This window comes from Pseudomonas argentinensis (assembly GCF_001839655.2).
Taxonomy (GTDB): domain Bacteria; phylum Pseudomonadota; class Gammaproteobacteria; order Pseudomonadales; family Pseudomonadaceae; genus Aquipseudomonas; species Aquipseudomonas argentinensis_B.
The window spans coordinates 2,560,780-2,581,466 of the sequence record NZ_CP056087.1 but is presented as its reverse complement, the minus strand read 5'-3'; the positions used below and the strand labels follow the sequence as shown (position 1 = coordinate 2,581,466).

The 20,687-nt window shown below is 66.5% G+C and carries 14 protein-coding genes and 1 pseudogene; 2 read left to right on the top strand and 13 right to left on the bottom strand.

Annotated elements, in window-relative coordinates; translation table 11 throughout:
* Positions 1–61: 61 nt before the first annotated feature.
* The 3 genes from plsX to SA190iCDA_RS11505 are packed head-to-tail and all read right to left on the bottom strand — an operon-like array spanning position 62 to position 1,804.
* Positions 62–1,078 carry a phosphate acyltransferase PlsX gene (plsX, locus tag SA190iCDA_RS11515; protein ID WP_139159535.1) on the bottom strand — a complete coding sequence of 339 codons (1,017 nt, stop codon included), beginning with the start codon at positions 1,076–1,078 and terminating at the stop codon, positions 62–64.
* A 3-nt stretch (positions 1,079–1,081) separates the two neighbouring features.
* On the bottom strand, positions 1,082–1,264 hold the full coding sequence (gene rpmF, locus SA190iCDA_RS11510; protein ID WP_025167420.1) for a 50S ribosomal protein L32: 183 nt from the start codon (positions 1,262–1,264) through the stop codon (positions 1,082–1,084).
* A 12-nt stretch (positions 1,265–1,276) separates the two neighbouring features.
* On the bottom strand, positions 1,277–1,804 hold the full coding sequence (locus tag SA190iCDA_RS11505) for a YceD family protein (protein ID WP_070886945.1): 528 nt from the start codon (positions 1,802–1,804) through the stop codon (positions 1,277–1,279).
* Between the two features lie 111 nt (positions 1,805–1,915).
* Here SA190iCDA_RS11505 and SA190iCDA_RS11500 point away from each other — a divergent pair, with 111 nt between their 5' ends.
* Positions 1,916–2,494, top strand: a complete 579-nt coding sequence (locus tag SA190iCDA_RS11500) for a Maf family protein (protein WP_070886946.1) — start codon at positions 1,916–1,918, stop codon at positions 2,492–2,494.
* Positions 2,495–2,651: 157 nt separating this feature from the next.
* On the opposite strand, the gene recD is transcribed toward SA190iCDA_RS11500, so the two are convergent.
* From recD to SA190iCDA_RS23420, 8 genes and pseudogenes are all read right to left on the bottom strand, one after another.
* Positions 2,652–4,682 carry an exodeoxyribonuclease V subunit alpha gene (gene recD, locus SA190iCDA_RS11495; RefSeq protein ID WP_070886947.1) on the bottom strand — a complete coding sequence of 677 codons (2,031 nt, stop codon included), beginning with the start codon at positions 4,680–4,682 and terminating at the stop codon, positions 2,652–2,654.
* A complete protein-coding gene (gene recB / locus SA190iCDA_RS11490) occupies positions 4,679–8,314 on the bottom strand; it encodes an exodeoxyribonuclease V subunit beta (protein WP_070886948.1) in 3,636 nt (1,211 codons plus the stop codon). The genes recD and recB overlap by 4 nt, the downstream gene beginning before the upstream one ends.
* Positions 8,311–11,763: an exodeoxyribonuclease V subunit gamma gene (recC, locus tag SA190iCDA_RS11485; RefSeq protein ID WP_070886949.1), complete on the bottom strand. Its 3,453-nt coding sequence runs from the start codon at positions 11,761–11,763 to the stop codon at positions 8,311–8,313. The genes recB and recC overlap by 4 nt, the downstream gene beginning before the upstream one ends.
* Positions 11,764–11,866: 103 nt before the next feature.
* Complete coding sequence (locus tag SA190iCDA_RS11480) at positions 11,867–12,643, bottom strand: hypothetical protein (protein ID WP_070886950.1); 777 nt, start codon at positions 12,641–12,643, stop codon at positions 11,867–11,869.
* A 182-nt stretch (positions 12,644–12,825) separates the two neighbouring features.
* Entirely contained in the window at positions 12,826–13,383 is a 558-nt protein-coding gene (locus SA190iCDA_RS11475; RefSeq protein ID WP_070886951.1) for an ankyrin repeat domain-containing protein, read from the bottom strand.
* Positions 13,384–13,473: 90 nt separating this feature from the next.
* Positions 13,474–14,973 carry a catalase gene (locus tag SA190iCDA_RS11470; protein WP_419203926.1) on the bottom strand — a complete coding sequence of 500 codons (1,500 nt, stop codon included), beginning with the start codon at positions 14,971–14,973 and terminating at the stop codon, positions 13,474–13,476.
* A 327-nt stretch (positions 14,974–15,300) separates the two neighbouring features.
* Positions 15,301–16,005: a methyl-accepting chemotaxis protein gene (locus SA190iCDA_RS23425; protein ID WP_419203924.1), complete on the bottom strand. Its 705-nt coding sequence runs from the start codon at positions 16,003–16,005 to the stop codon at positions 15,301–15,303.
* A 198-nt stretch (positions 16,006–16,203) separates the two neighbouring features.
* Positions 16,204–17,088 (bottom strand): annotated as a pseudogene (locus tag SA190iCDA_RS23420) (methyl-accepting chemotaxis protein); the annotation flags it as partial.
* 439 nt (positions 17,089–17,527) lie between these two features.
* Between SA190iCDA_RS23420 and SA190iCDA_RS11460 the strand changes: the two are divergent.
* Positions 17,528–18,220: a YetF domain-containing protein gene (locus SA190iCDA_RS11460; protein ID WP_070886954.1), complete on the top strand. Its 693-nt coding sequence runs from the start codon at positions 17,528–17,530 to the stop codon at positions 18,218–18,220.
* Positions 18,221–18,527: 307 nt separating this feature from the next.
* Here SA190iCDA_RS11460 and SA190iCDA_RS11455 read toward each other — a convergent pair whose 3' ends face one another.
* On the bottom strand, positions 18,528–18,860 hold the full coding sequence (locus SA190iCDA_RS11455; RefSeq protein ID WP_070886955.1) for a hypothetical protein: 333 nt from the start codon (positions 18,858–18,860) through the stop codon (positions 18,528–18,530).
* Positions 18,861–19,070: 210 nt separating this feature from the next.
* Positions 19,071–20,414, bottom strand: a complete 1,344-nt coding sequence (locus SA190iCDA_RS11450; protein ID WP_070886956.1) for an APC family permease — start codon at positions 20,412–20,414, stop codon at positions 19,071–19,073.
* Between the last annotated feature and the right edge of the window lie 273 nt (positions 20,415–20,687).

The following is a 20,687-nucleotide window of genomic DNA, read 5'->3' as shown; positions in this document are numbered from 1 at the left end:
ACGCCCGCCACGGGCGAGCGCTGGAAATCTGACACCTTGGATGGCTGGCCATCCCGAGCGGTCACATATTACGGATCAAGTGCTCGATTCGACCACCCAGTCGCGCGGGTAAATTTTCCTGCACATCGGTCATCGCCCGGCCAATGGCGCTCTTGATGCCATCCGGCCCGGCACTGCCGTGGCTCTTCACCACGATGCCCTGCAGGCCGAGAAAACTCGCGCCGTTGTGGCGCGCCGGCGCCAGCTCGCCACGCAGGCGACGCAGCACCGGCAAGGCCAGAAGACCGGCTACACGACCCAGCAGAGTGCTGCGAAACAGCGCCTCGAGCCGTGACACGATCATGGTCACCAGCCCTTCGCTGGACTTGAGCAGGGCATTGCCGACGAAACCGTCGCACACCAGCACATCGGCCTCGCCGCCATACAGGCCATCGCCTTCGACGAAGCCGATGTAGTTGAGGCCGTCGACGCCTTCGAGCAGCGCCGCGGCCTGCTTGACCTGCTGGTTGCCCTTGGTCTCTTCGCTGCCCACGTTGAGCAAACCGACACGCGGCGCCTGGGTACCCTGCACCTCGGCGGCCACCGCGCCCATGATCGCGAACTGGCACAGCTGCTCGGCCGTACAATCGACGTTGGCGCCCAGGTCCAGCAACAGGCACACGCCGTTGCGGCTGGGAATGGCGGCGATCATCGCCGGCCGATCGATGCCCGGCAGGGTTTTCAGCACGTGCCGCGATAGCGCCATCAGCGCACCGGTATTGCCCGCGCTCACGCAGGCATGGGCCCGCCCATCACGCACCGCCTCCAGCGCCACGCGCATCGAGGAATCCGGTTTGCCGCGCAGGGCCTGCCCGGGCCGCTCGCCCATCTCGACGATTTCGCCCGCATGCTCGACGCGCAGGCGTGCGCGATCGACGCCGGGGATACCAGCGAGCAGTTCTTCGATCAGGGGAGCTTGGCCGACGAGGACCAGATGCAGCGAGGGGAATTCGGCCAGACAGGCGACGCTGGCTGGAACAATGCAGTGGGGACCGAAGTCCCCACCCATTGCATCAATCGCGATGATCGGAGCGGACAAGATTTACTCGTCAGCGCCCTTGTCGATCACTTTGCGACCACGGTAAACGCCTTCCGGCGATACGTGGTGACGCAGGTGAACTTCACCGGTGCTCTTCTCAACGGACAGAGCGTTACCCTCGAGCGCGTCATGCGAACGACGCATGTCACGGGCGGAACGGGATTTTTTGTTCTGCTGAACAGCCATACTAGTTAACTCCTAAACGTTTGGGTCACGCTTTAACTGTGCCAATACACTGAACGGGTTGGACCGCGTCACCTCGTCCTCGCTCGGTTCGGGCTCATCGAGGCCCGCCGGCTGCTGGCAATCTTTCGGGTCATGCATCGGCACGATGGGCAAGGCGAGCAACAGCTCATCCTCGATCAAGGCCAACAGATCCAGAGGATCTTCACCCATTTCCAGTACGTCATAGCCTTGCGGCACGGACTGGGTATTCGCGCCTTCCTTCACCACAGCGTAATCACACTCGCTGAGGATCGGTAAGGTGACCTGATCCAGACACCGCTGGCAAACCATCTTGACTTCGACCTCAAGCTGGCTGTGGATGACCACAGCATGGCGCTCGTCACGTTCGAAGCTGAGCTTCGCACGCACGTTGCCGCCATTGTCGGCGAGAGGATCGCAGAGCCTCGAAAAATCGGCTAACGGCAATTCACCCTGGAGGGTGGCGCCGCGGTCAGCGAGTTTGCGTGGATCAACGTGAGGTGGAATCGGGCCATTTGACATAGGCGCCGCATTCTATGGATGCAACCGTGCGCTGTCAAAGGAAATTCCGCCTGTCCAGCACCTTGGCCGACGACTAGAATCGGCGCTCCGTTCCCCACGAGGTCAATGCCCATGCCGCCCCTGGTTCTCGCCTCCAGTTCCCCCTACCGCCGCGAGCTGCTGAGCCGCCTGCGCCAGCCCTTCGAATGGGCCGCGCCGAGTATCGACGAGGCGCGCCAGGATGGCGAATCGGCCGAGCAACTGGTGCGCCGCCTGGCCCGGGAAAAGGCCGCAGCATTGGCCGAGCGATTCCCCGCCCACCTGATCATCGGTTCCGACCAGGTGGCGGTGCTCGACGGCCAGGTGCTCGGCAAGCCCCACGGTTTCGAACGCGCCCATGCCCAGCTCAGCGCCGCCAGCGGCAGGAGCGTGACCTTTCTGACCGGCCTGGCGCTGCTCGACAGCAGCAGCGGCGCCTGCCAGGTCGACTGCGTTCCTTATACGGTGCATTTTCGCACCTTGAGCAGCGAACAGATCGCCCGCTACCTGAATGCCGAAGAGCCCTACGACTGCGCCGGCAGTTTCAAGGCCGAGGGCCTGGGCATCAGCCTGTTCCGCGGTACCGAAGGCAGCGACGTCAACAGCCTGATCGGCCTGCCGCTGATTCGCCTGGTGGAGATGCTCGATGGCGTAGGGGTGAAGGTGCCCTGAGCCAAGTGTTGTTGATGGGGCTGTCGCCGGCGCAGCCGGCCCATCTAAGGGCCTGAGGGCGAACTGGCCTCCTGTGGGAGGGCGCCATGCGCCCGATTCGCGGGCATGGCCCGCTCCCACAGGGCGGGATGAGTCAAGCACATAGGCAGGTATGCCGTTAAGGCCTGTCCCCGACCAACCGCTCCCACAACCCACTGCGCCGCTCCACACGGCGCTGGATAGCGGCCTCGAAGATGCCGGCGCGACTTTCGATCAGGCTGAAGCAATCCCGGGCGCGGGTGATCCCGGTGTACACCAGTTCCTTGGTCAGCACCGGGTTGAGGGTATCCGGCAGCACCAGGGCGCAGTGGGCGAACTCCGAGCCCTGGGATTTGTGCACGGTCATGGCGAACACGGTTTCCACCGCGCCCAGGCGGCTGGGCAGGATCGAGCGCAGCTCGCCCGAACCGTCGTTGCGCGGAAACACCACGCGCAGCGCCGAGCGCAGTGGCCCGCCCACCTCCAGCGCCGGCTCGGGCAGGCGCAGGGCAATGCCGATATCGCCGTTCATCAGGCCCAGGCCATAGTCGTTGCGGGTGACCAGCACCGGGCGGCCCTCGTACCAGCCGTGCTCCTGCTCGATCAACCCGTGTTGCAGCAACGCATGGGCGATACGCCCGTTGAGCGCCTCGACGCCCCAAGGGCCCTTGCGCACCGCACACAACAACTGGAAGCGATCGAAGGCCGCCAGCACCGCGGCGGCCCAGGTGCTCCAGCGCGCCTCACCATCCTGCAACCCCGGGCGCTGCTCACGCATAACGCTCAGGTAATCGGCGTAGCCCACGGCCCGCCCTTCGTGCCCTGGCAAGCCATCGAGCAGGAGGCGCTCGAAGGCACGGTCCTGTTCCCCGCTTAGGCGCAGTTGATGCAGGTCCGCTCCCCCTGTCGCCAGCACCTGGCGGGCCTCCAGGGCCGCACCGCGGTTTACCGCCAGAGCCAGGCGGCCGATACCGGAGCCGCCGGCGAAGCGCCGGGAATGGCGGAGCATGACGATATGCTGCGACAGCGCCTGCTCGCCCGGCTGCAACCCAGGCCCCTCGATGCGCTCGCCGGTCTGTTGCGCCAGCCAGGCACGGGTGGCCTCGCTGTAGCCGCCGGCTTCGGCATCGCGACACAGATCACCCAGTACCGCGCCGGCCTCCACCGAGGCCAACTGGTCCTTGTCGCCGAGCAGGATCAGCCGCGCATGTATCGGCAGCGCGTCGAGCAGGTTGGCCATCATTTCCAGGTCGATCATCGAGGCTTCGTCGACCACCAGCACATCCAGCGGCAGCGGGTTGGCCCCATGGTGACGGAAATGCCGGCTGTCCGGTCGACTGCCGAGCAGACGGTGCAGCGTGGTGACCGTATTGGGAATCTGCCCGCGTACCGTCTCGCTGACCGGCAAGCTCGCCACCTGGGCGCCGATGGATTCGGTCAGCCGCGCCGCCGCCTTGCCGGTGGGCGCGGCCAGGCTCAGGCGCAAGGGTGCCCCCCGATCCAGAGCGGCGGCCTGCAGCAGCGCCAGCAGGCGCACCACCGTAGTGGTCTTGCCGGTGCCGGGGCCGCCAGTGATCAGGGTGAAGCGCCCCCGCGCCGCCAGGGCGCAGGCCAGCTTCTGCCAGTCGGTCAGGCGCCTGCTCTCGAGCTGCAGCGGCTCGGGAAACAGCGCGGCCAGGCGCTGCGCGAGATCGGCCGGCGCATCGTCCCCCTGCAGGCGCTCGCCGATATCCTCGGCGACGCTGCGCTCGTAATCCCAGTAACGGCGCAGGTACAGGCAGCTGCCGCGCAGCACCAGCGGCGCGACTTCATCCTCGGCGCCGTGCAGCAAGGCGCTGCCGGCACAGGCCGCCAGCCAGGCGTCGACGCTCAGACCGGCCAGGACCTCGGAGGGCAGCAGGCTGACGCCCTCGGCGTCCTCGCCTTCCGGCGGCAGCGACAGCGCCGAATCCGGATCGGCCAGGGTGGTCTGCAGGTCGAGGCACACATGGCCCTGACCCAGCTGATGGCTGGCCAACGCCGCGGCCAGCAGCAGCAACGGCGATGCCTGGGGGTCGAGGTCGGCGAAGAAATGCGCCAGGGTACGGTCCAGCTCACGCAGCCAGCCACGTCCGCTCCAGGCCGTCAGCAGCTCGAACAGCGCCTCGCGATTTTCCAGCATCGGCGTCATGCCAGCTCCTCCACCGGCTCGCCGAGAAACAGCGCATCGAGCCTCTCGATCAGCGCCCGCTGCGGGCGCGCCAGGTATTGCCCGGCGCCGGGGGCGCGCAGGAACAGGTACAGCGCGCCGCCCATATGGGTGTCGTAGTGGTAATCGGCCAGGCGCAGGCGCAGGTGGCGATGCAGGGCCAGCACGTAGAGCACGTACTGCAGGTCGTAGCGGTGGCTGGCCACCGCGGCATTCATGGCTTCGGCCGTGTAGGCCTGCTCGTCGGCGCCCAGCCAGTTGGACTTGTAGTCGACCACGTAGTAGCGCCCCTCATGTTCGAACACCAGGTCGATGAAACCCTTGAACATGCCGTTGAGGGTATCGGGGCTCAATACCGGGCGCGCCACGCCAGGCATCTCGAAATGCTGCACCAGGGCATCCAGGCGCAGCACGTCGACCCGGCGGGCCTCGAACCAGAACTCCAGCTCGGCCTGGTATTCGCTCAGCTGCGCCAGGCTTACCGCTTTCCCGCTGTCGAGCAACAGGGGCTGCACCAGCAGGTCCTGCAGCCACAGCCATAGCGGCTCGATCCAGATCTGCAGGCCTCGCCGCTGGCAACGCCGCGCCAGGTGCTCACGCAGCACCTCCGGCGCCGCTGCCATGGCCGCGAAGCCTTCGGCAGCGGCGATTTCCAGCAGGCCGTGGAGGAAGGTGCCGGGGTTCGGCCCGCGTGGAAAACGGTGCAGGCCCTGGGCCGAAACCGGTATCTGCTCCAGCGCCAGGGCCGGATCCTCATCGTCGCTGGCGATCTGCACGGCCGAGCTGTCCGGCGAAACGTCCTCGTGGCGGTCGGTCACGCGGGTCTCGCCCTCCTCCATACGCAAGGCGCTGTAGGAGGCGATCCACCAATGCTCGGCGGCGCGGCGCAGTGGCGTACGCCAATGGGGCTCGAACGCCTCGGCATCTTGCGCGCGGTATTGCTGATCACTGGCCTCGGGGGCCGGCAACGTCACGCAGCGCGGTGGATCGGCCAGCGGGCTCAGCCAGTCGATCAGTTGCGCGCTCTGCCCCAGTGGCTGACCCGCGCCGAGCAGGTAGCCCAGGGCGCTCTGGTGCAGGCGCGAGGTCTTGGCGGTGCCGATCTTCAGGTCCGCCACACCCAGCCAGCAGGCATGCCGGGCGCGGGTCAGCGCCACATAGAGCAGGCGCAGGTCTTCGCCGAGGCGCTCGCGCTCGGCCTTTTCCAGGTTTTCTTCATCGGGCTTGAGCAGCAGCCGGCGGCGTTCGCCATCGTGCACCTGCACCGGCTTCTTGTCGTCCAGTGGGCGGAAGGAACAGATGAAGGGCAGGAACACCAGTGGGTACTCCAGGCCCTTGGATTTGTGGATGGTCACCACGCGCACCAGGGCATCGTCGCTTTCCAGGCGCAGCACCTGCTCCTCGGCCGCCTGGCCGCGCCCGGCCAGGCACTCGCCCAGATGGCGGATCAGCGCCAGCTCGCCGTCCAGTTCGGCGGCGGCCAGTTGCAGCAACTCGGCCAGGTGCAACAGGTTGGTCAGCACCCGCTCGCCATCAGGGCGGCTCATCAGCCGTTGGGGCAGGCCGAAATCCTGCAGCAACTGGCGCAGCATCGGCAGCACGCCCTGGCGCTGCCAGCGCTGGCGGTAACCACGAAACTGCATGACCCGCGCCTCCCAGAAGCGCTCGTCGAGGTTCAGTTGCTCCAGCTCGTAGAGGCTCACGCCCAGGGTCGGGCTGGCCAATGCCGCACGCAGCGGGCGGTCCTGGTCGGGCTCGGCGCAGGCACGCAGCCACAGCAGCAGGTCACGGGCCTCCACGGTGGCGTACACCGAATCCTTGTCCGACAGGTACACGCTGCGCACGCCACGGGCTGCCAACTCGCCTCGAATCGCCTGGGCTTCCTTGAAATCGCGCACCAGCACGGCGATATCGCTGGGCCGCAGGGCCGTCAGTTCGCCGTTTTCGCTAAAGCCGGCGCGCTGCTGCTGGCCAAGCACCAGCAGGCGGACGATCTCGCTTGCCGCGCTGGCGGCCAGGGCGTCCAGATAACGGCCCTTGGCGACCGCCTCTTCGCTGGGCAGGTGCCAGAGATTGAGGGCTGGCTGCGCCTGGCCCTCGACGGTCCAGACTTCCTTGCGGCCCTGGGCGCCGACCGGGATGAACGGCAGGTCGTCGCGCAGCAGAAAGGCGCCCTGCCCGCCTTCCCAAACCTCGGCCAGCCCGAACAAGCCGTTGACCGCCGCCACCATGGCCTCGCTGGAGCGGAAGTTGGTGTCCAGGTTGTAGTGCCGCCCGGCGGTGGCACGGCGGGCGCGCAGGTAGGTGTGGATGTCCGCGCCGCGAAACGAATAGATGGCCTGCTTGGGATCGCCGATCATAAACAGGCCAGAATCCGATCTATTGGCTTCAACTTGGTAGAGCGTGTCGAAGATGCGGTACTGCAGCGGGTCGGTGTCCTGGAACTCGTCGATCAGCGCCACCGGGAACTGCTGGCGAATCACCTCCGCCAGGCGCGGGCCGCTGTCGCCCTGCAGGGCATCGTCCAGGCGGCTGAGCATGTCGTCGAAGCCCATCTCGGCGCGCTGGCGTTTCTCGCGGTCGAAGCGCTGGCGAATCCAGGCGGCGGCGTGGCGCAGCGCGGCATCGTTCGGTGCAGGCAAGGCGTCGAGTTCGGCCTTGAGCCTGGCCATGGCATCGAGTGCCGGATGTGCAGGCGGCGCGCCGACCTTCCAGGCCTCGGCCAGACCATCCGGGGTCAGGCGGCTGAAGCCGCTGCCGATATCCAGCACCTCGTCATCGCCATGGGCCCAGGCGCGCAGCTTGTCGAGCCAGGGCTTGTAGTAGCGCGCCTGCAGCTTGCGGGCATCGACCTGTTTGTCGGTCGCGGCCTGGTCGAGCAGGCCCTGCAGGGCGTCGGCCCAGGTTCCCCAGGGCTGCTTGAGGGCAATCAGTGCGCGCTGGCGGGCCTGCAAGGTGCCATCCAGCAGTTCACCCAGGGCCAAAACGGCGCCGTCGTCCTGTTCGCCGAGCAGCGGGCGGATGCGCTGGCCCAGCACGTCCGGCTCGCCCCAGTTCTCCGCCACCCAGTCGAGGGCCAGGCCCTGCAGCGGGTAGCAGTGCTGGCGCCAGTAGTCACGCACCACTTCGGCAAGCAGTTCGCTGTGGTCGGTTTCCAGGGTCTGGCTGAACAGGCTGCCGCTGTCGAAGGCATGCTCGCGCAGCATGCGCTGGCACCAGCCGTGAATGGTCGACACCGCCGCCTCGTCCATCCACTGTGCCGCCAGCTCCAGGCGCCGGGCGCACTCGGGCCATTCGGCCGAGGCGAAGTCGGCCTTGAGGGTCGCCAGCAAGGCATCGCCGTCAGCATCCTCGCGAAATACCGTGGCCGCCTCCACCAGGCGCGCGCGGATGCGGTCACGCAGCTCCCGGGTGGCCGCATCGGTAAAGGTCACGACGAGAATCTGCGGCGGCAGCAGCGGCTCGCGAAAGGCCGCCTCGCCGCCATGACGCAGGATCAGGCGCAGGTACAGCGCCGAGATGGTGTAGGTCTTGCCGGTGCCCGCGCTGGCCTCGATCAGGCGGCTGCCGTGCAGCGGGAAGCTGAGCGCCAGGGGGCGTGCTGGTTGGCTCATGGCTGATCGTCCTGAAGTTCGCTGATCGCCGCCTCGAATAGCGACTGGTAAAGCACGGCGCCCCAGTGGGCGAACCGGCCGTCGCCCAGCAAGGCGTCGAAATCCGGGTACTGGCGGGCCAGGCTGGCGCTCTGCTGCACTTCACCGCTGGTGGTGTGGCCGTCGCCTTCGTAGACCTTGCGGGCAGCGTCCGCGGCCTGGTCTTCATTCCCGCTCTTGTCGAGCTGGGCAAACCAGGCCGCAACCGTTCTGATCGCTACCGGCAGCGGCGCCTGCATGCCGGCGGCGTAGGCATCGAGCCACTGGCGCAACAGCTGTTCACCCTCGCCCTGGGTCAACGGCGCGAAGGCCAGGCGCACGTCCTCGGCGACCAGCAGCGTGGTCAGCGGATGGCCGCAGGCGGCGGCCGCCACATGGCTGACCCAGGGCCTGAGCAGGCGGTGCCACTTGTAGGAGCGGTCCTTGCGCTTCAGCCCGCCGGGCTGCAGTTCCAGCCGAGCCAGGGCGTTGCCGGCAGCGTGCAGATCGCCGAGCCAGTCCTCCAGTGCCAGGCCAGCATGGGCGAAGCTCAGGCGAACCGGCGACGGCAACTGCTCGGGCCAGCGCGCCAGCAGCGCGGCATAGCCCTGCAGCTGCGCCGGCAAGGGTTCGAGCAACTGGGCGCCCAGGCGCTCACCGAACCCGGCCACCGGCAGCCGGCCACTGCGCTGGATGCGCCGCGCGGCCTTGGCCAGCGCTGCGTCGACGCCTTGGCTCTCCTGCAGCGCCAGGGCGGCGGCCTGCAGCAGTTCCTGCTGGATCTGGTGGCGCTGCAAGCCACCCAGGGCGAAAGGCTCGGCATCCAGCTCGGCCTGCTCGGCTTCGTCCAGGTGCACCTTGAGGCGCCCGGTGAAGAACTGCTTGACCGGGTCACGCAGGAAACGCTGCAGGGTTTCCAGGTTCAGCGCGTCGTCCACCACATAGGCGCCAAGGGGCTGCTCGCCGGCCGGCACCAGCGGCGCGCGGTGGGAGGCGGCCCATTCGTGCACGTAGCTGAACAGCGGCCCGTCGGCGGAGAAATAGCGGCGGCTGAAAGGCTGCAACGGGTGCTCGGTGGTCAGGGCGTGGAGCAGATCGCCGCCGCCCACCAGGCGCCAGGCGCTGGCCAGGTGGTCGCGCAACTGGCCGACCAGCACCGACGGCGGGCGCTCGGTGTTGTCACGAATGCTGCGCCCGACCCAGCTGATGGTCAGGCGCTCGCGCACCGCCAGCAACGCTTCGAGCAGCAGGTAGCGGTCGTCCTCGCGGCGCGAGCGGTCGCCGGGGCGGTAGTCGCCGCCCATCAGGTCGAAATCCAGCGGCGCCTGGCTGCGCGGGTAATCGCCATCGTTCATGCCCAGCAGGCACAGGTGCCGAAACGGAATGGCGCGCATCGGCATCAGCGTACAGACATTAACCGCCCCCGCCAGGAAGCGCTGGCTGAGCCCCCCCTGATCCAGCCCGCCCAGCCAGGCTTCGCGCACCACGGCCAGCGGCAGGGGTTCTTCCAGGCCGGCCGCCTCGCAGAGTTCCAGCCAGCCTTCCAGGGCATCCTGGGCCTGGTTGCGCAGCACTTCGTCGCGCTCGTCCTGGGGCAGCAAGAAATCCTCCAGCAGCGCCCGCAGGCGCTCGCCCCAGGTCACCGGCAGCAGGGTTTCGGCCAGGCGCTCGCCGTGCAGCTCGAGCGCATCCAGCAGCCGGGTCAGCGGGCCGAGCAACGCGGCATCCAGGCCGCCGATCTCGTCGTAGGGCTCGATGCCCGCTCGCGCCCCGGCACCGCCCACGGCGTAGCCGAGCAGCATGCGGCGCAGGCCGAAGCGCCAGCTGTTCTGTTCCAGCCCGACGCCCAGGCCGAGGCCTTCGCGCTGCTGGGCATCCAGGCCCCAGCGCACGCCGGCGCCTTCCAGCCAGCGGCGCAACAGCGGCAGCTGCTCGTCGGCGATGGCGAAGCGGGCACGCACCGCCGCCACGTCGAGCAGGTCGAGAACCTCGCTGACGCTGAAGCGGCTGTCGGGCAGGCGCAGCAGGTGCTCCAGGGCGATCACCAGGGGCTCCTTGCCGCGCAGCCCCTGGTCGGCCAGGGTGAAGGGAACGAAGCGCGGGTCGTCACCCGCGAACTGGCCGAATACCGCGCGGATATGCGCGGCGTAGGTGTTCACATCCGGCACCATGACGATGATGTCCCGCGGGCGCAGGGTCGGGTCTGCGCTGAACGCCGCGAGCAGCTGGTCGTGCAGCACCTCGACCTCGCGCTGGGCGCTGTGGGCGACATGAAAGCGCAACGAATGGTCCCTGGCCGGGTCGACTGCCGGCCAATGGGTGCGGCTTTCCTCGACCGGACGCAGATCGAGGATGTCGTTGTGCAGCTGGCCGAGCAGCGTGCCCTCGTCCATCGCACTGAACAGGTCGATGCGCTCGAACTGCTCGCGGTAGCGCTGCGGCTCGTCGTACTGGTCGAGCAGGTTGATGTAATCGCGGCCCTGCTTGCCCCAGGAGGCCAACAGCGGCTGGCCATGCTGGTGCAGCGCCTCGACGTCGAACAACCCCAGCTGGCCGACCTGCCCCGCCTGGCCACCGGCCTTGCGCTTGTGCCGGCGGTACTCATGGCGCAGCAGGTCCTTGTCCTCGACGATATCGCCCCAGTGGTGCTGCGACGGGTTGTGCACGTAGAGCATCACCTGGGTGAAGCGCGCCATGGCGGCCAGGGCCTCGAGCATCTGCGCCGGCAGCGAGGAGATGCCGAACACCGTGACCCGGCGTGGCAGGCCACGGGGCGGCGTATCCAGCTCGGCCAGCCTGGCGACGAAGCGCGGATGCACCCCGGCACGGCTCTGGGACAAGTGCTCCTGGCCGACATCGGCCAGCAGCGTGCGCCACAGCAGCGGCTGCCACAGTGCGGTTTCATCGAGCGGCTTCATGCCGCCACGGGCGTTGCGCAACTGGTCCTGGCCCGCGGCCCAGTCCGCCAGCCAGTCGGCGCGGTACACCTGGTACTGGTCGAACAGGTCGGCCAGGCGCTCGGCCAGCTGGTGGCGCTTGCGCAGGTCGGCGTCATCCGCCAGAAAGCGCCGCAGCGGCGCGAAACAGGGTTCGTCGAGCAGGCTGGGCAGCAGGCGCATCAGCCGCCAGGTCAGCGGCGCCTTGTCCAGCGGCGACTGCTGGGGAATCGCCTCGCTGCCCAGCACCGTGCGGTAGGCCTGCCAGAGAAAGCGCGCCGGCAGGCTGACGTCGGTGGCCGCCGCAATGCCGCAGCCATCCTGCTCGGCCAGCGCCAGCTTGAGCCACTGGGCGATGCCGTTGCTCTGCACCAGCAGCACTTCGTTCTCCAGCGGGCGCAGCGGGTACCGACGCATCCACTCCACCGCCAGAGCGCGCAGCTCCTCGAGGCGGTTGCCATGGATGACGATCAGACCGGGGTTAAGCGCCGACATGCAGGGTTCCTGGGTGCAGAATCAGACGGCGAATGATGACAGAGCATGGCGACGAGGTGTGACCTGCCGCTGGATTTTAGCGCCCGCGAAATGCTGTTGGGGCTCAGCCGACGTCCTTGCGCGTGGTGCGCTCGTTGCTGATCCGTGCGCGGCGGAAATTCCAGCCCAGGAACAGGCGCGAGGCCAGGTTGTCGCGGCTGTGGGGCTCGCCGTAGTGCAGCAGCACGGTGGAGCGCAGCGCCTTGGGGTCGCAGGGCTCGTTGGCGTGCAGCGAGCGGTAGCCCCAGAAGAAGTAGGCGTTGCCGGGCACGATCTTGATGGTGACCGGTTTCAGCCAGCCGCGCTTGACCGCGAAGGTGACCAGTTTCTGGGTCAGGGTGTTCTGCATCAGCGCCTTTTCCAGGATGTTGAAATACAGGTTGGAGCGGATATTGCGCAGGTTCGGGAAGAAGATGAAGTCGCCGCAATAGCGCCCCTCGGTAGGCGTGACCAGTGGGATCAGTGCCGTCAGGGCCGCCGCGTCATAGTGGAAATAGTAGGACTCACGCTTGCCCGTCAGCCCCTGCAAACAGCGCAACGCGGGAAAGATGTCGGGCGAGCGCGGTGGCTGGCCAATGCCGCCCTGATACACCTGGCGGAACAGGTCCTTGACCTGGGGCGAGACGCTCATCTGCTCGAAGATGCTGCCCTTCACGGCAGCCAGGCCCTGCAGGGCGAAATACTCGTGCTCATGGCGCTCCACTTCGTGGTTCACATGGGCACGGGCGGCCTGCAGCTGCTCGTCGGTGAGAAATCCTTCGATAACGGCATATCCCTGTTGCTCCATATCCTGGAGCAGGCGGGGTACTTCCTGCGGGTCGGCTTTGACGAAGTCGGGCATCCGGGTCGCTTCCTTGGCTGATGAGGGCGATCAGGCAGGCTGATACGGCGCGTCTCTCTTTTTGAGTCGCCTGCAGTTGCAACAGGTTCGCATTTTGTTACCGTCTGGATGCCGTCAAACCCGCATTGCGTCCAGGTTTCTGACGAACGGGTACTGGCCAGAAGATGGCCAGGGCGCGTCGATCAGGGCTGTCTGGCCGACCAGCGCGTGCGTATTTCGCCGTTATCCAGGCCCCGTACCGAATTGCCGAAGGCGTCCCTGGCGTCCAGGTCGGCGCCCTTTTCCGCCAGGTCATCGAGCATCGCCTTGCGCTGGAACAATGCCGCGTACATGGCCGCCGTCTGACCCCTGTCGTTGCGCTGGTCCGGGCTACAATCGGCGTCGAGCAGGCGTTTGGCGATGCGCAGCTCGCCCTTGAAGATCGCGCCCATCAGCGCGGTGTTGCCGCGCCGATCCTGGGCGCAGGCGTCCGCCCCTGCGCTCAGCAGGCGCTCCACCGCCTGGCGATGGCCGTGATAGGCCGCCAGGATCAGTGCCGTGTAGCCCTTCTCGTCCGCGGTATCGAGATCGTAGCCGGCGGCGATGAACTCGTCGAGCATCGCCACGTTGCCCTCCCGGGCGGCCTGGAAGTAGTAGTCGCGCAATTGCGCCTGGACGCGCTCGGCATCCGCCGCCGGCGTGGCGGCCAGCAGCGGTGCTGCAACGCTCAGCGCCAGGGTGAAACAGAGGGGTCGCAACATGATGTCCTCCCGCACGGCCTGGGGCCGCTCCCGGTTCGCAAGTTGCGACGCACGGCCCGGCACTGGGCCGCGCGTCACGCCCTGACAGGCTCAGTCCTGCAGCTTGGCAGCCAGCGCCTTGACCCGCGCCAGGTCGCCACCGGCCACCTCTGTCAGGCCTTCGCCATACTGCGCATCGGCCTTGTAGAAGAACGACAGCATGATGTGCTTGCTCTCGTCTTCGGCCTCGGCCAGGGCGCCGCCCAGGCTGGCGATCAGGTCGCCCTGCATCTTCTTGTCGTAGGAGCGGTACAGCTCACCGGCCTGCTTGAAGTTCTGCTCGCGCCGGATCTTCTTCTGCTCGGTGCGGCCGCTCAGTGGCAGGTTGCTGTAGCGTGCGTGCTCGCTGGCCGGGCGCGGATTGATGCGGCTGGGCTCGTAGTTCACCTCGGTGGTGGCGTGGCCGCTGTTCGCCGCGCCATCCTGGTTACCGTTGTTGACCGGCACCCTGGCCCTGTTGATCGGCAGGAAGGCGTGGTTGGCGCCCAGGCGGTACATCTGCGTGTCGGCATAGGAGAACAGCCGACCCTGCAGCAGGCGATCCTCGGAGGGCTCGATGCCCGGCACCAGGTTGGACGGCGCCATGGCCACCTGCTCGGTTTCCTGGAACACGTTGTCCGGGTTCTTGTTCAGGATCATCTGGCCGACTTTCCTGTAGGGCACGTCCGGCCAGATCTTGGTGGCGTCCAGCGGATCGAAGTCGTACTTGGCCAGGTCGGCCGGTTCGAGCACCTGGATATACAGATCCCATTTGGGGTAGTCGCCCGCGTTGATCGTGGTGATCAGGTCGCGGCTCATATGGTTGAAGTCCTTGCCCTGGATCTGCTCGGTCTGCTTGGGGTCGTTGTTCTTGATGCCCTGCAGGCTGCGCCACTGGAACTTGACGTAGCGGTACTCGTTCTTGTCGTTGACCAGCTTGTAGGCGTGCACGCTGTTGCCGTTCATTTGCCGATAGTTGGCCGGCGTGCCCTCGTTGGAATACAGCAGGGTCAGGGTGCGGGTGGCTTCCGGTACGTGGCTGAAGAAGTCGAACTGGGTGCGGTTGCTGCCGTAGTTGGTGTTCGGGTCGGGTTTGAAGGCGTGCACCATGTCCGGGAACTTGATGGCATCGCGGATGAAGAAGGTCGGGAAGTTGTTGCCGACCAGGTCCCAGTTGCCTTCGCTGGTGTAGAACTTGGTGGCGAAACCGCGCGGATCGCGCAGGGTTTCCGGGGAATGGTTGCCGTGCACCACGCTGGAGAAACGCACGAACACCGGGGTGGTGGTGCCCTTGCTGAATACCTTGGCGCGGGTCAGGTTGGAGATGTCCGCCGTGACGGTGAACTCGCCATGGGCGCCGGTGCCGCGGGCATGCACCACGCGCTCGGGGATGCGCTCGCGGTCGAAGCGCTGCAGCTTCTGGATCAGTTGCACGTCCTGCAGCAGGGTCGGGCCGGTTTCGCCTGCGGTCTGGGAATTCTGGTTGTCGCCCACCGGGGCACCGTTGTCGCGAGTCAAGGGCGCAGCCTGGGCCGACAGACTGAACAGCGAAGCGGACAAGGCCGCAGTCATCAAACCAAGGGCGGGGGCCCATGCGGTCGTGGGTTTCATCGGTGAATCCTCGTCGTTTTTATGAGTACTCGCGCGTCATGCGCTTGCACCAAACTACGAGAGGGCCGCTGCTTCGCTAAATTGGAAAAAGGCAGTGTCTTGATAGGCAATGCTTATTACCTGATAGAGCCAGGTCGTGATAAGCGAAGCGGCGAAGGGCTCACCGCACGCGTAGGAGCATCGACCTCGGCGCGATCGATTACGGCCGTACCGCAATAACCCTGTCGGCCAGGCCATTCGCCCCAGGGGAGGCGAGCTCCTACGCGAGCGGGAAATCCGTTATCCGCATCACACCCGAAAGTGGCTGACCATCGTCTGCAGCTGATTGCCCAGGCGCGCCAGCTCGACGCTCGAGGCGGCGGTTTCTTCGCTGGCCTCGGCGGTCTGCTCGGAGATATCGCGCACGTTGACCACGCTGCGGCTGATCTCCTCGGCCACCGCGCCCTGCTGCTCGGCAGCGGCAGCGATCTGCTGGTTCATCGCCTGGATATTGGATACCCGGCTGGTGATCGCGCCCAGTGCGTCACCGGCGCGGCGGGTCAGGGCCACGCTGCTGTCGGTCAGCTCGCGGCTGCTCTGCATGATCACGGCCACCTGCTGGGTGCCGCGCTGCAGGCCGGCGATCAGCCCTTCGATCTCTTCGGTGGACTTCTGCGTGCGCTGGGCCAGGCCACGCACCTCGTCCGCCACCACGGCGAAACCGCGCCCGGCCTCTCCGGCCCGTGCTGCCTCGATGGCCGCATTGAGGGCCAGCAGGTTGGTCTGCTCGGCCACCGCCTTGATCACATCCATCACCCCGCCGATCTTGTTGCTTTCGCTCTGCAGCTCGCCCATGGCCTCGCTGGAGCGGCTCACCTCGCTAGCCAGGCGCTCGATCTGCGCAATGGTCTCGGCGACCACGCGATCACCCTGGCTGGCCTCGCGATCCGCATCGACGGCCGCCTGGGACGCCTCGGCGGCGCTGCGTGCGACCTCCTGCACGGTGGCGGACATTTCCTGCACGGCCGTGGCCACCTGGTCGGTTTCCACCTTCTGGCTGTTCACCCCGGCACTGGTCTGCTCGGTAACCGCCGACAGCTCTTCGGCCGCGCTGGCGATCTGGGTAACACCATCGCGAATGCCGCCGATCAACTCGCGCAGGGTGCTGCCCATACGCTGAATGCCCTGTTGCAGCACGCCCAACTCGTCGCGACGGCTGACCTGCAGGGTCTGGCTGAGGTCACCTCCGGCGATGCGCTCGACGGCCTCGAGGGTCTCCTGCAGCGGTCGGGTGATCTGCCGGGTGATCAGCCACGCCGAGAGAATGCCCACCAGCAGCGCCAGCAGCGCGGCGCCGATCGTCATCTGGTTGGCCCAGGTGGTGTCGCGGTCACGCAGGGTGGCCTGCATGGCCAGCAGCTCATCACCGATTCGGACGATCTCCTGCACCTGATCGGTCATGGCGCCGCGCAGTTGCAGGCGTTCGGCGGTTGCCGTGCGGTAGGCGTCCAGCAGGCTACGGTAGGCGGTGACCGTGCTTTGCAGCTGCTGGATCTGCTCCCGGTACTCGCCGACGAACACGCTGGTCAGGCCACTGATGCCCTGATCGACACCTTCGATCTGCTGATTCAGCGCCTGCTCGGTGCGCTCGTTCACATCCGCGGTGTAGCTGAGCACGCGGTAGCGCAGGGTCTGCACGTCATCCTTGGTGCGGGCGATGGCCTGGTAACGCGCGAAGCCCGCCTCATCGCCGGCGGCATTGCGTGCCACCTCATCCCTGATGCGGTCGATCAGCTCGCCCGCGCGATCCGCCATGTCGACCATTTCGGCACGGGTGTTGTTGACGACGACATAGGTGGCGTTGGTCTTGTCGAAGGCCTGCCGGTACTGCTCGATCAGCCCGATCTGCTGATGGAGCAGGCGCTGGTTCTCGGCGTTGCGAAAGCGCGGCAGCATTTCCTGCTGCCGCTGGGAGAGCGCACGTATCCCCTGCTGTACCGTATCGGCTTCTGCTGCGCCACCATTGGAGAGCAGGTACTGCAGGCGCGCCACACGCAGATCGGTGAGGGTATGGGTGAGCTCGTTAACGTCGGTCATGCGCTCGCTGCGCTGCACCACGCTGCCCAGGCTGCTCCAGCCGACCAGAGCCAGGGCCATGGTCAGAAGCAGCACCAGGCCAAAGCCCAAGGCCAGTTTGAGGGTAACGCTGATATTGCCAAACCACGTATTCATGGGTCGCTCCGACTACTCGAATGGATGATCAGTAAGTGCCCGATGCCCGATCGTTCCCGGTACGCGGGAACGATCGGCCAGCCTGTCGTCGCATGGGGCCCTAACACCGCACGCGTCAACAGAATCACTAGGTGGCACATTGATATCACATTGACGCAGGTTGCGTACCTCGGTTCACACAATTTGCAGCGCAGTTGTCTAGAACGGGCTTGCCGCCCGTATCGAGGGCCGCCGTGATCGAGTTCGATCCAATCGCCGGCTTGGCGGTCTGAAGCGATAGAGGCAGGCTTTCGGAGTGAAAAAGATGACCGCGTTCGATTGGCAGCGCATGCTGCTGGATGATTTGCCTTTGCTGTTTCTGGGCGAAGTGGCGCTTCGCGCACTATTCGCTTTCGTGGTGGTGTTCGTGTTCCTCAAGGTCAGCGGCCGGCGCGGCATTCGCCAGTTGTCGCTGTTCGAACTGGTGGTGATTCTCACCCTGGGTTCGGCCGCCGGTGACGTGTCGTTCTATGACGACGTGCCCTTGCTGCCGGTGGCCATGGTGTTCCTCACCCTGCTGGTGCTGTACCGCGCCACGGTGACGATGATGCGCCGCAGCGAGCGCGTTTCCGACTGGATGGAGGGCAAACCGGTAACCATCATCAAGGACGGACTCTACGAGCTGAACAGCCTGGATCACCTGAACATCTCCTCCGACGAATTCTTCATGGAGCTGCGCCAGCAGGGTGTCGAGCACCTCGGCCAGGTGCGCCTGGGCATTCTGGAAACCGATGGTGACATGAGCCTGTACTTCTACCCCGCCAATGCCGTGAAACCCGGCCTCTCGGTGCTGCCGGGCGAGCACCGCAGCGAATACCGGCAGGTGCCACAGGCCGGCACCTATGCCTGCGTGCGCTGCGGCCACACGCAATCGATGACCAGCGGACAAGACGCCAGTTGCCCGCGCTGCACGCAGCGCACCTGGTCGCCGGCGCTGAGCCACGAACGGCTGCGCTGATAACGCTGCCGCCGGGAAAAATCACCTGAACGGATCGGCACTGCGGCGCCTCTACCCTGCTATCGCGCCGGCAACCAGGCGCCCAAGAAGAAAAGGCCCGCACCATGACTTCATTCCTGATCGGCTCGGCAGTGGTATTCCTGGCGCTGTTCGTGATCGGCCTGTACTCCGGCGTCACCCTGCTCCACGAACTCGAATAACGCCATTGCCCTGGAGACAGGGCTGACGCTAGTTATCGAAATCGAAAAGCCCGGCCATCCCTGGTCGGGCTTTCACACCGGGCTCGGTATTCGGACCAGTGGCCCGTTTACTGTGCGAGCGGCGCGGGCACACCGCTGCCGGAGCCTTTGCGCTGGCAATAGGCAGCGGGCTGCATCAGGCCGAAGCTCGCCACGGTGAAGGCGCCGCCGCTGGCGCCACTGGCCACCGTGCAGTTGTAGTCGCCGGAGCCGGTGCGCGCCACGTAGTAGGTCTGCATGGAATCGCTGCGCACGTTGCCGATGCCGCTCACCGCCTCGCCGAGATTGGTCTCGGCCAGCGTCTTGAGCTTGTCTTCGGAGGGTTTGATGTTGCTGCAACCAGCGAGGCCGACAGACAGGGCGCCGAGCAGCGCGAAGGTGACCGGAGAACGCAGTTTCATGGTGTGCTTCCTTGGGATTGTAGTGGTGCTCCACAACCAACGGTTGCCCCACTGCAATGGCGCAAGGGCTTGAAAAACGTTGGGGATACCACCAAACCATAACCCCGCGTCACGGCCGGGTCATTAGCACAGGCGTGCTAATGGCACTATGAAACTCGACGTCACCCTTGGCTGCGCTTCGCCCCTTCGAGCCGCCACCGGCTACCCGGCTCAGCTGTCCGCCACCTTGTAGTCCTCGGCCTTGAGCGGCTGCACCCCGCCGGCCCGGGTGATGCCGTACAGCACCACGCCGGCCAGCAACAGCGCGCCGGCGCGCAGCCAGGTTTGCGCGTCCTGCTGGGTCATCAGCAGCAGGCACGAGGCCACGCCCAGCACCGGCACCCAGGTCGGTACGCGGAAGTGCTCCTGCGCCACCTCGTCGCGGCGCAGCACCAGCACCGCCAGGTTGGTGCTGATGAACACGAACAGCAACAGCAGCACCACGGTTTGCGCCAGAGTCGCCAGGGAGCCGGTCAGCGTCAGCACGATGGCCACCAGGGTGGTCGCCACGATGGCCGCTGCCGGTGTGCGCCGCTCCGCCAGCACGCCGCCCAGCACGCTCGGCAGCAACCGCTGGTGGGCCATGCCGTAGGCCAGGCGGCTGGCCATGATCATGGTCAGCAAGGCGCCGTTGGCCACGGCGATCAAGGCGATAAAGGCGAACAGCTGCGGCGGGATGCCCAGCCCGGAGGCCTTCACGACCTCCAGCAGCGGCGCCGTGGAGCTGGCCAGCTGTTCGACAGGCATCACCAGCGCCGCACCGATGGACACCGCCATATAGATCGCCCCGGCGATGATCAGCGCAGCGAACAGCGCCCGTGGGTAGGTCTTGCGCACGTCACGAATCTCTTCGGCGAGGTTGGCCGAGGTCTCGAATCCCACGAAGGAATAGAACGCCAGCAGCGCTCCACCCAGCACTGCAAAGGCCGGGTTGACCCCGGACTTGAACTCCACCACCCGGCTGAAATCCCCTTCGCCGCCGCGCAAGAACCACGCCGCGGCGACTATCACCAGCAGCAGGCCGGACAGCTCGATGGTGGTCATCACCAGGTTGGCCGACAGCGACTCCTTGATGCCCCGGGCATTGAGCAGGCCGATCACCACCAGGAAAATCAGCGCCGCCACCTGGGCGGGAATGTCGATGAAGGCCGCCAGGTAATCCCCGGCAAAGGCCAGGGACAGCCCCGCCGCGCTGGTCACCGCTGCCGCCAGCATGCAGAAGCCGACCAGAAAGGACACCAGCGGCGACTTGTAGGCCCTGGCCGCGAATACCGCCGACGCCCCGGCATGGGGGTACTTGGTGACCAGCTCGGCGTAGGAACCCGCGGTGAGCAAGGCGAAACCCAGGGCCACCAGCAAGGCCACCCAGACCGCACCGCCCACCTCGCCGGCGATCACCCCGGCCAGGGCATACACCCCGGCGCCGAGCACGTCCCCCAGGATGAACAGGGTCAGCATCGAGCCCGTGATGGCGCGCTTCAGGGGTGGAGTTGGCTGCGTATTGGCTGTGGGCATCGTTCACGTCCTGTTGGTGTTACGCAGGTACGGCGACAGCCGCCTGCAGGCCGGTCATGACTGACCGTTACATTTTGAAAGATGCCGTCCATCGGCAAAGATTCAACAAGCCGGCCGGCCGGTATGCCGCGGCCCGGGCCGGGGGCCTGTTGGAGCGAAAAGGAAGAGCCGAGCGCTTCGCCGGTAAGCCCTACGGCTGGCGGGAACTGATGGGTTGCTGGGTGATTGCATGGGAAGCCCGTCCCGATCTCGCACTCGAATGGACGGCGCCAA

Coding starts and splice junctions, on each gene's coding strand:
- rpmF (WP_025167420.1), bottom strand. CDS start 1,264: ATGGCTGTTCAGCAGAACAAAAAATCCCGTTCCGCCCGTGACATGCGT.
- SA190iCDA_RS11505 (WP_070886945.1), bottom strand. CDS start 1,804: ATGTCAAATGGCCCGATTCCACCTCACGTTGATCCACGCAAACTCGCT.
- SA190iCDA_RS11500 (WP_070886946.1), top strand. CDS start 1,916: ATGCCGCCCCTGGTTCTCGCCTCCAGTTCCCCCTACCGCCGCGAGCTG.
- recD (WP_070886947.1), bottom strand. CDS start 4,682: ATGACGCCGATGCTGGAAAATCGCGAGGCGCTGTTCGAGCTGCTGACG.
- recB (WP_070886948.1), bottom strand. CDS start 8,314: ATGAGCCAACCAGCACGCCCCCTGGCGCTCAGCTTCCCGCTGCACGGC.
- recC (WP_070886949.1), bottom strand. CDS start 11,763: ATGTCGGCGCTTAACCCCGGTCTGATCGTCATCCATGGCAACCGCCTC.
- SA190iCDA_RS11480 (WP_070886950.1), bottom strand. CDS start 12,643: ATGCCCGACTTCGTCAAAGCCGACCCGCAGGAAGTACCCCGCCTGCTC.
- SA190iCDA_RS11475 (WP_070886951.1), bottom strand. CDS start 13,383: ATGTTGCGACCCCTCTGTTTCACCCTGGCGCTGAGCGTTGCAGCACCG.
- SA190iCDA_RS11470 (WP_419203926.1), bottom strand. CDS start 14,973: ATGACTGCGGCCTTGTCCGCTTCGCTGTTCAGTCTGTCGGCCCAGGCT.
- SA190iCDA_RS23425 (WP_419203924.1), bottom strand. CDS start 16,005: ATGTCCGCCACCGTGCAGGAGGTCGCACGCAGCGCCGCCGAGGCGTCC.
- SA190iCDA_RS11460 (WP_070886954.1), top strand. CDS start 17,528: ATGACCGCGTTCGATTGGCAGCGCATGCTGCTGGATGATTTGCCTTTG.
- SA190iCDA_RS11455 (WP_070886955.1), bottom strand. CDS start 18,860: ATGAAACTGCGTTCTCCGGTCACCTTCGCGCTGCTCGGCGCCCTGTCT.
- SA190iCDA_RS11450 (WP_070886956.1), bottom strand. CDS start 20,414: ATGCCCACAGCCAATACGCAGCCAACTCCACCCCTGAAGCGCGCCATC.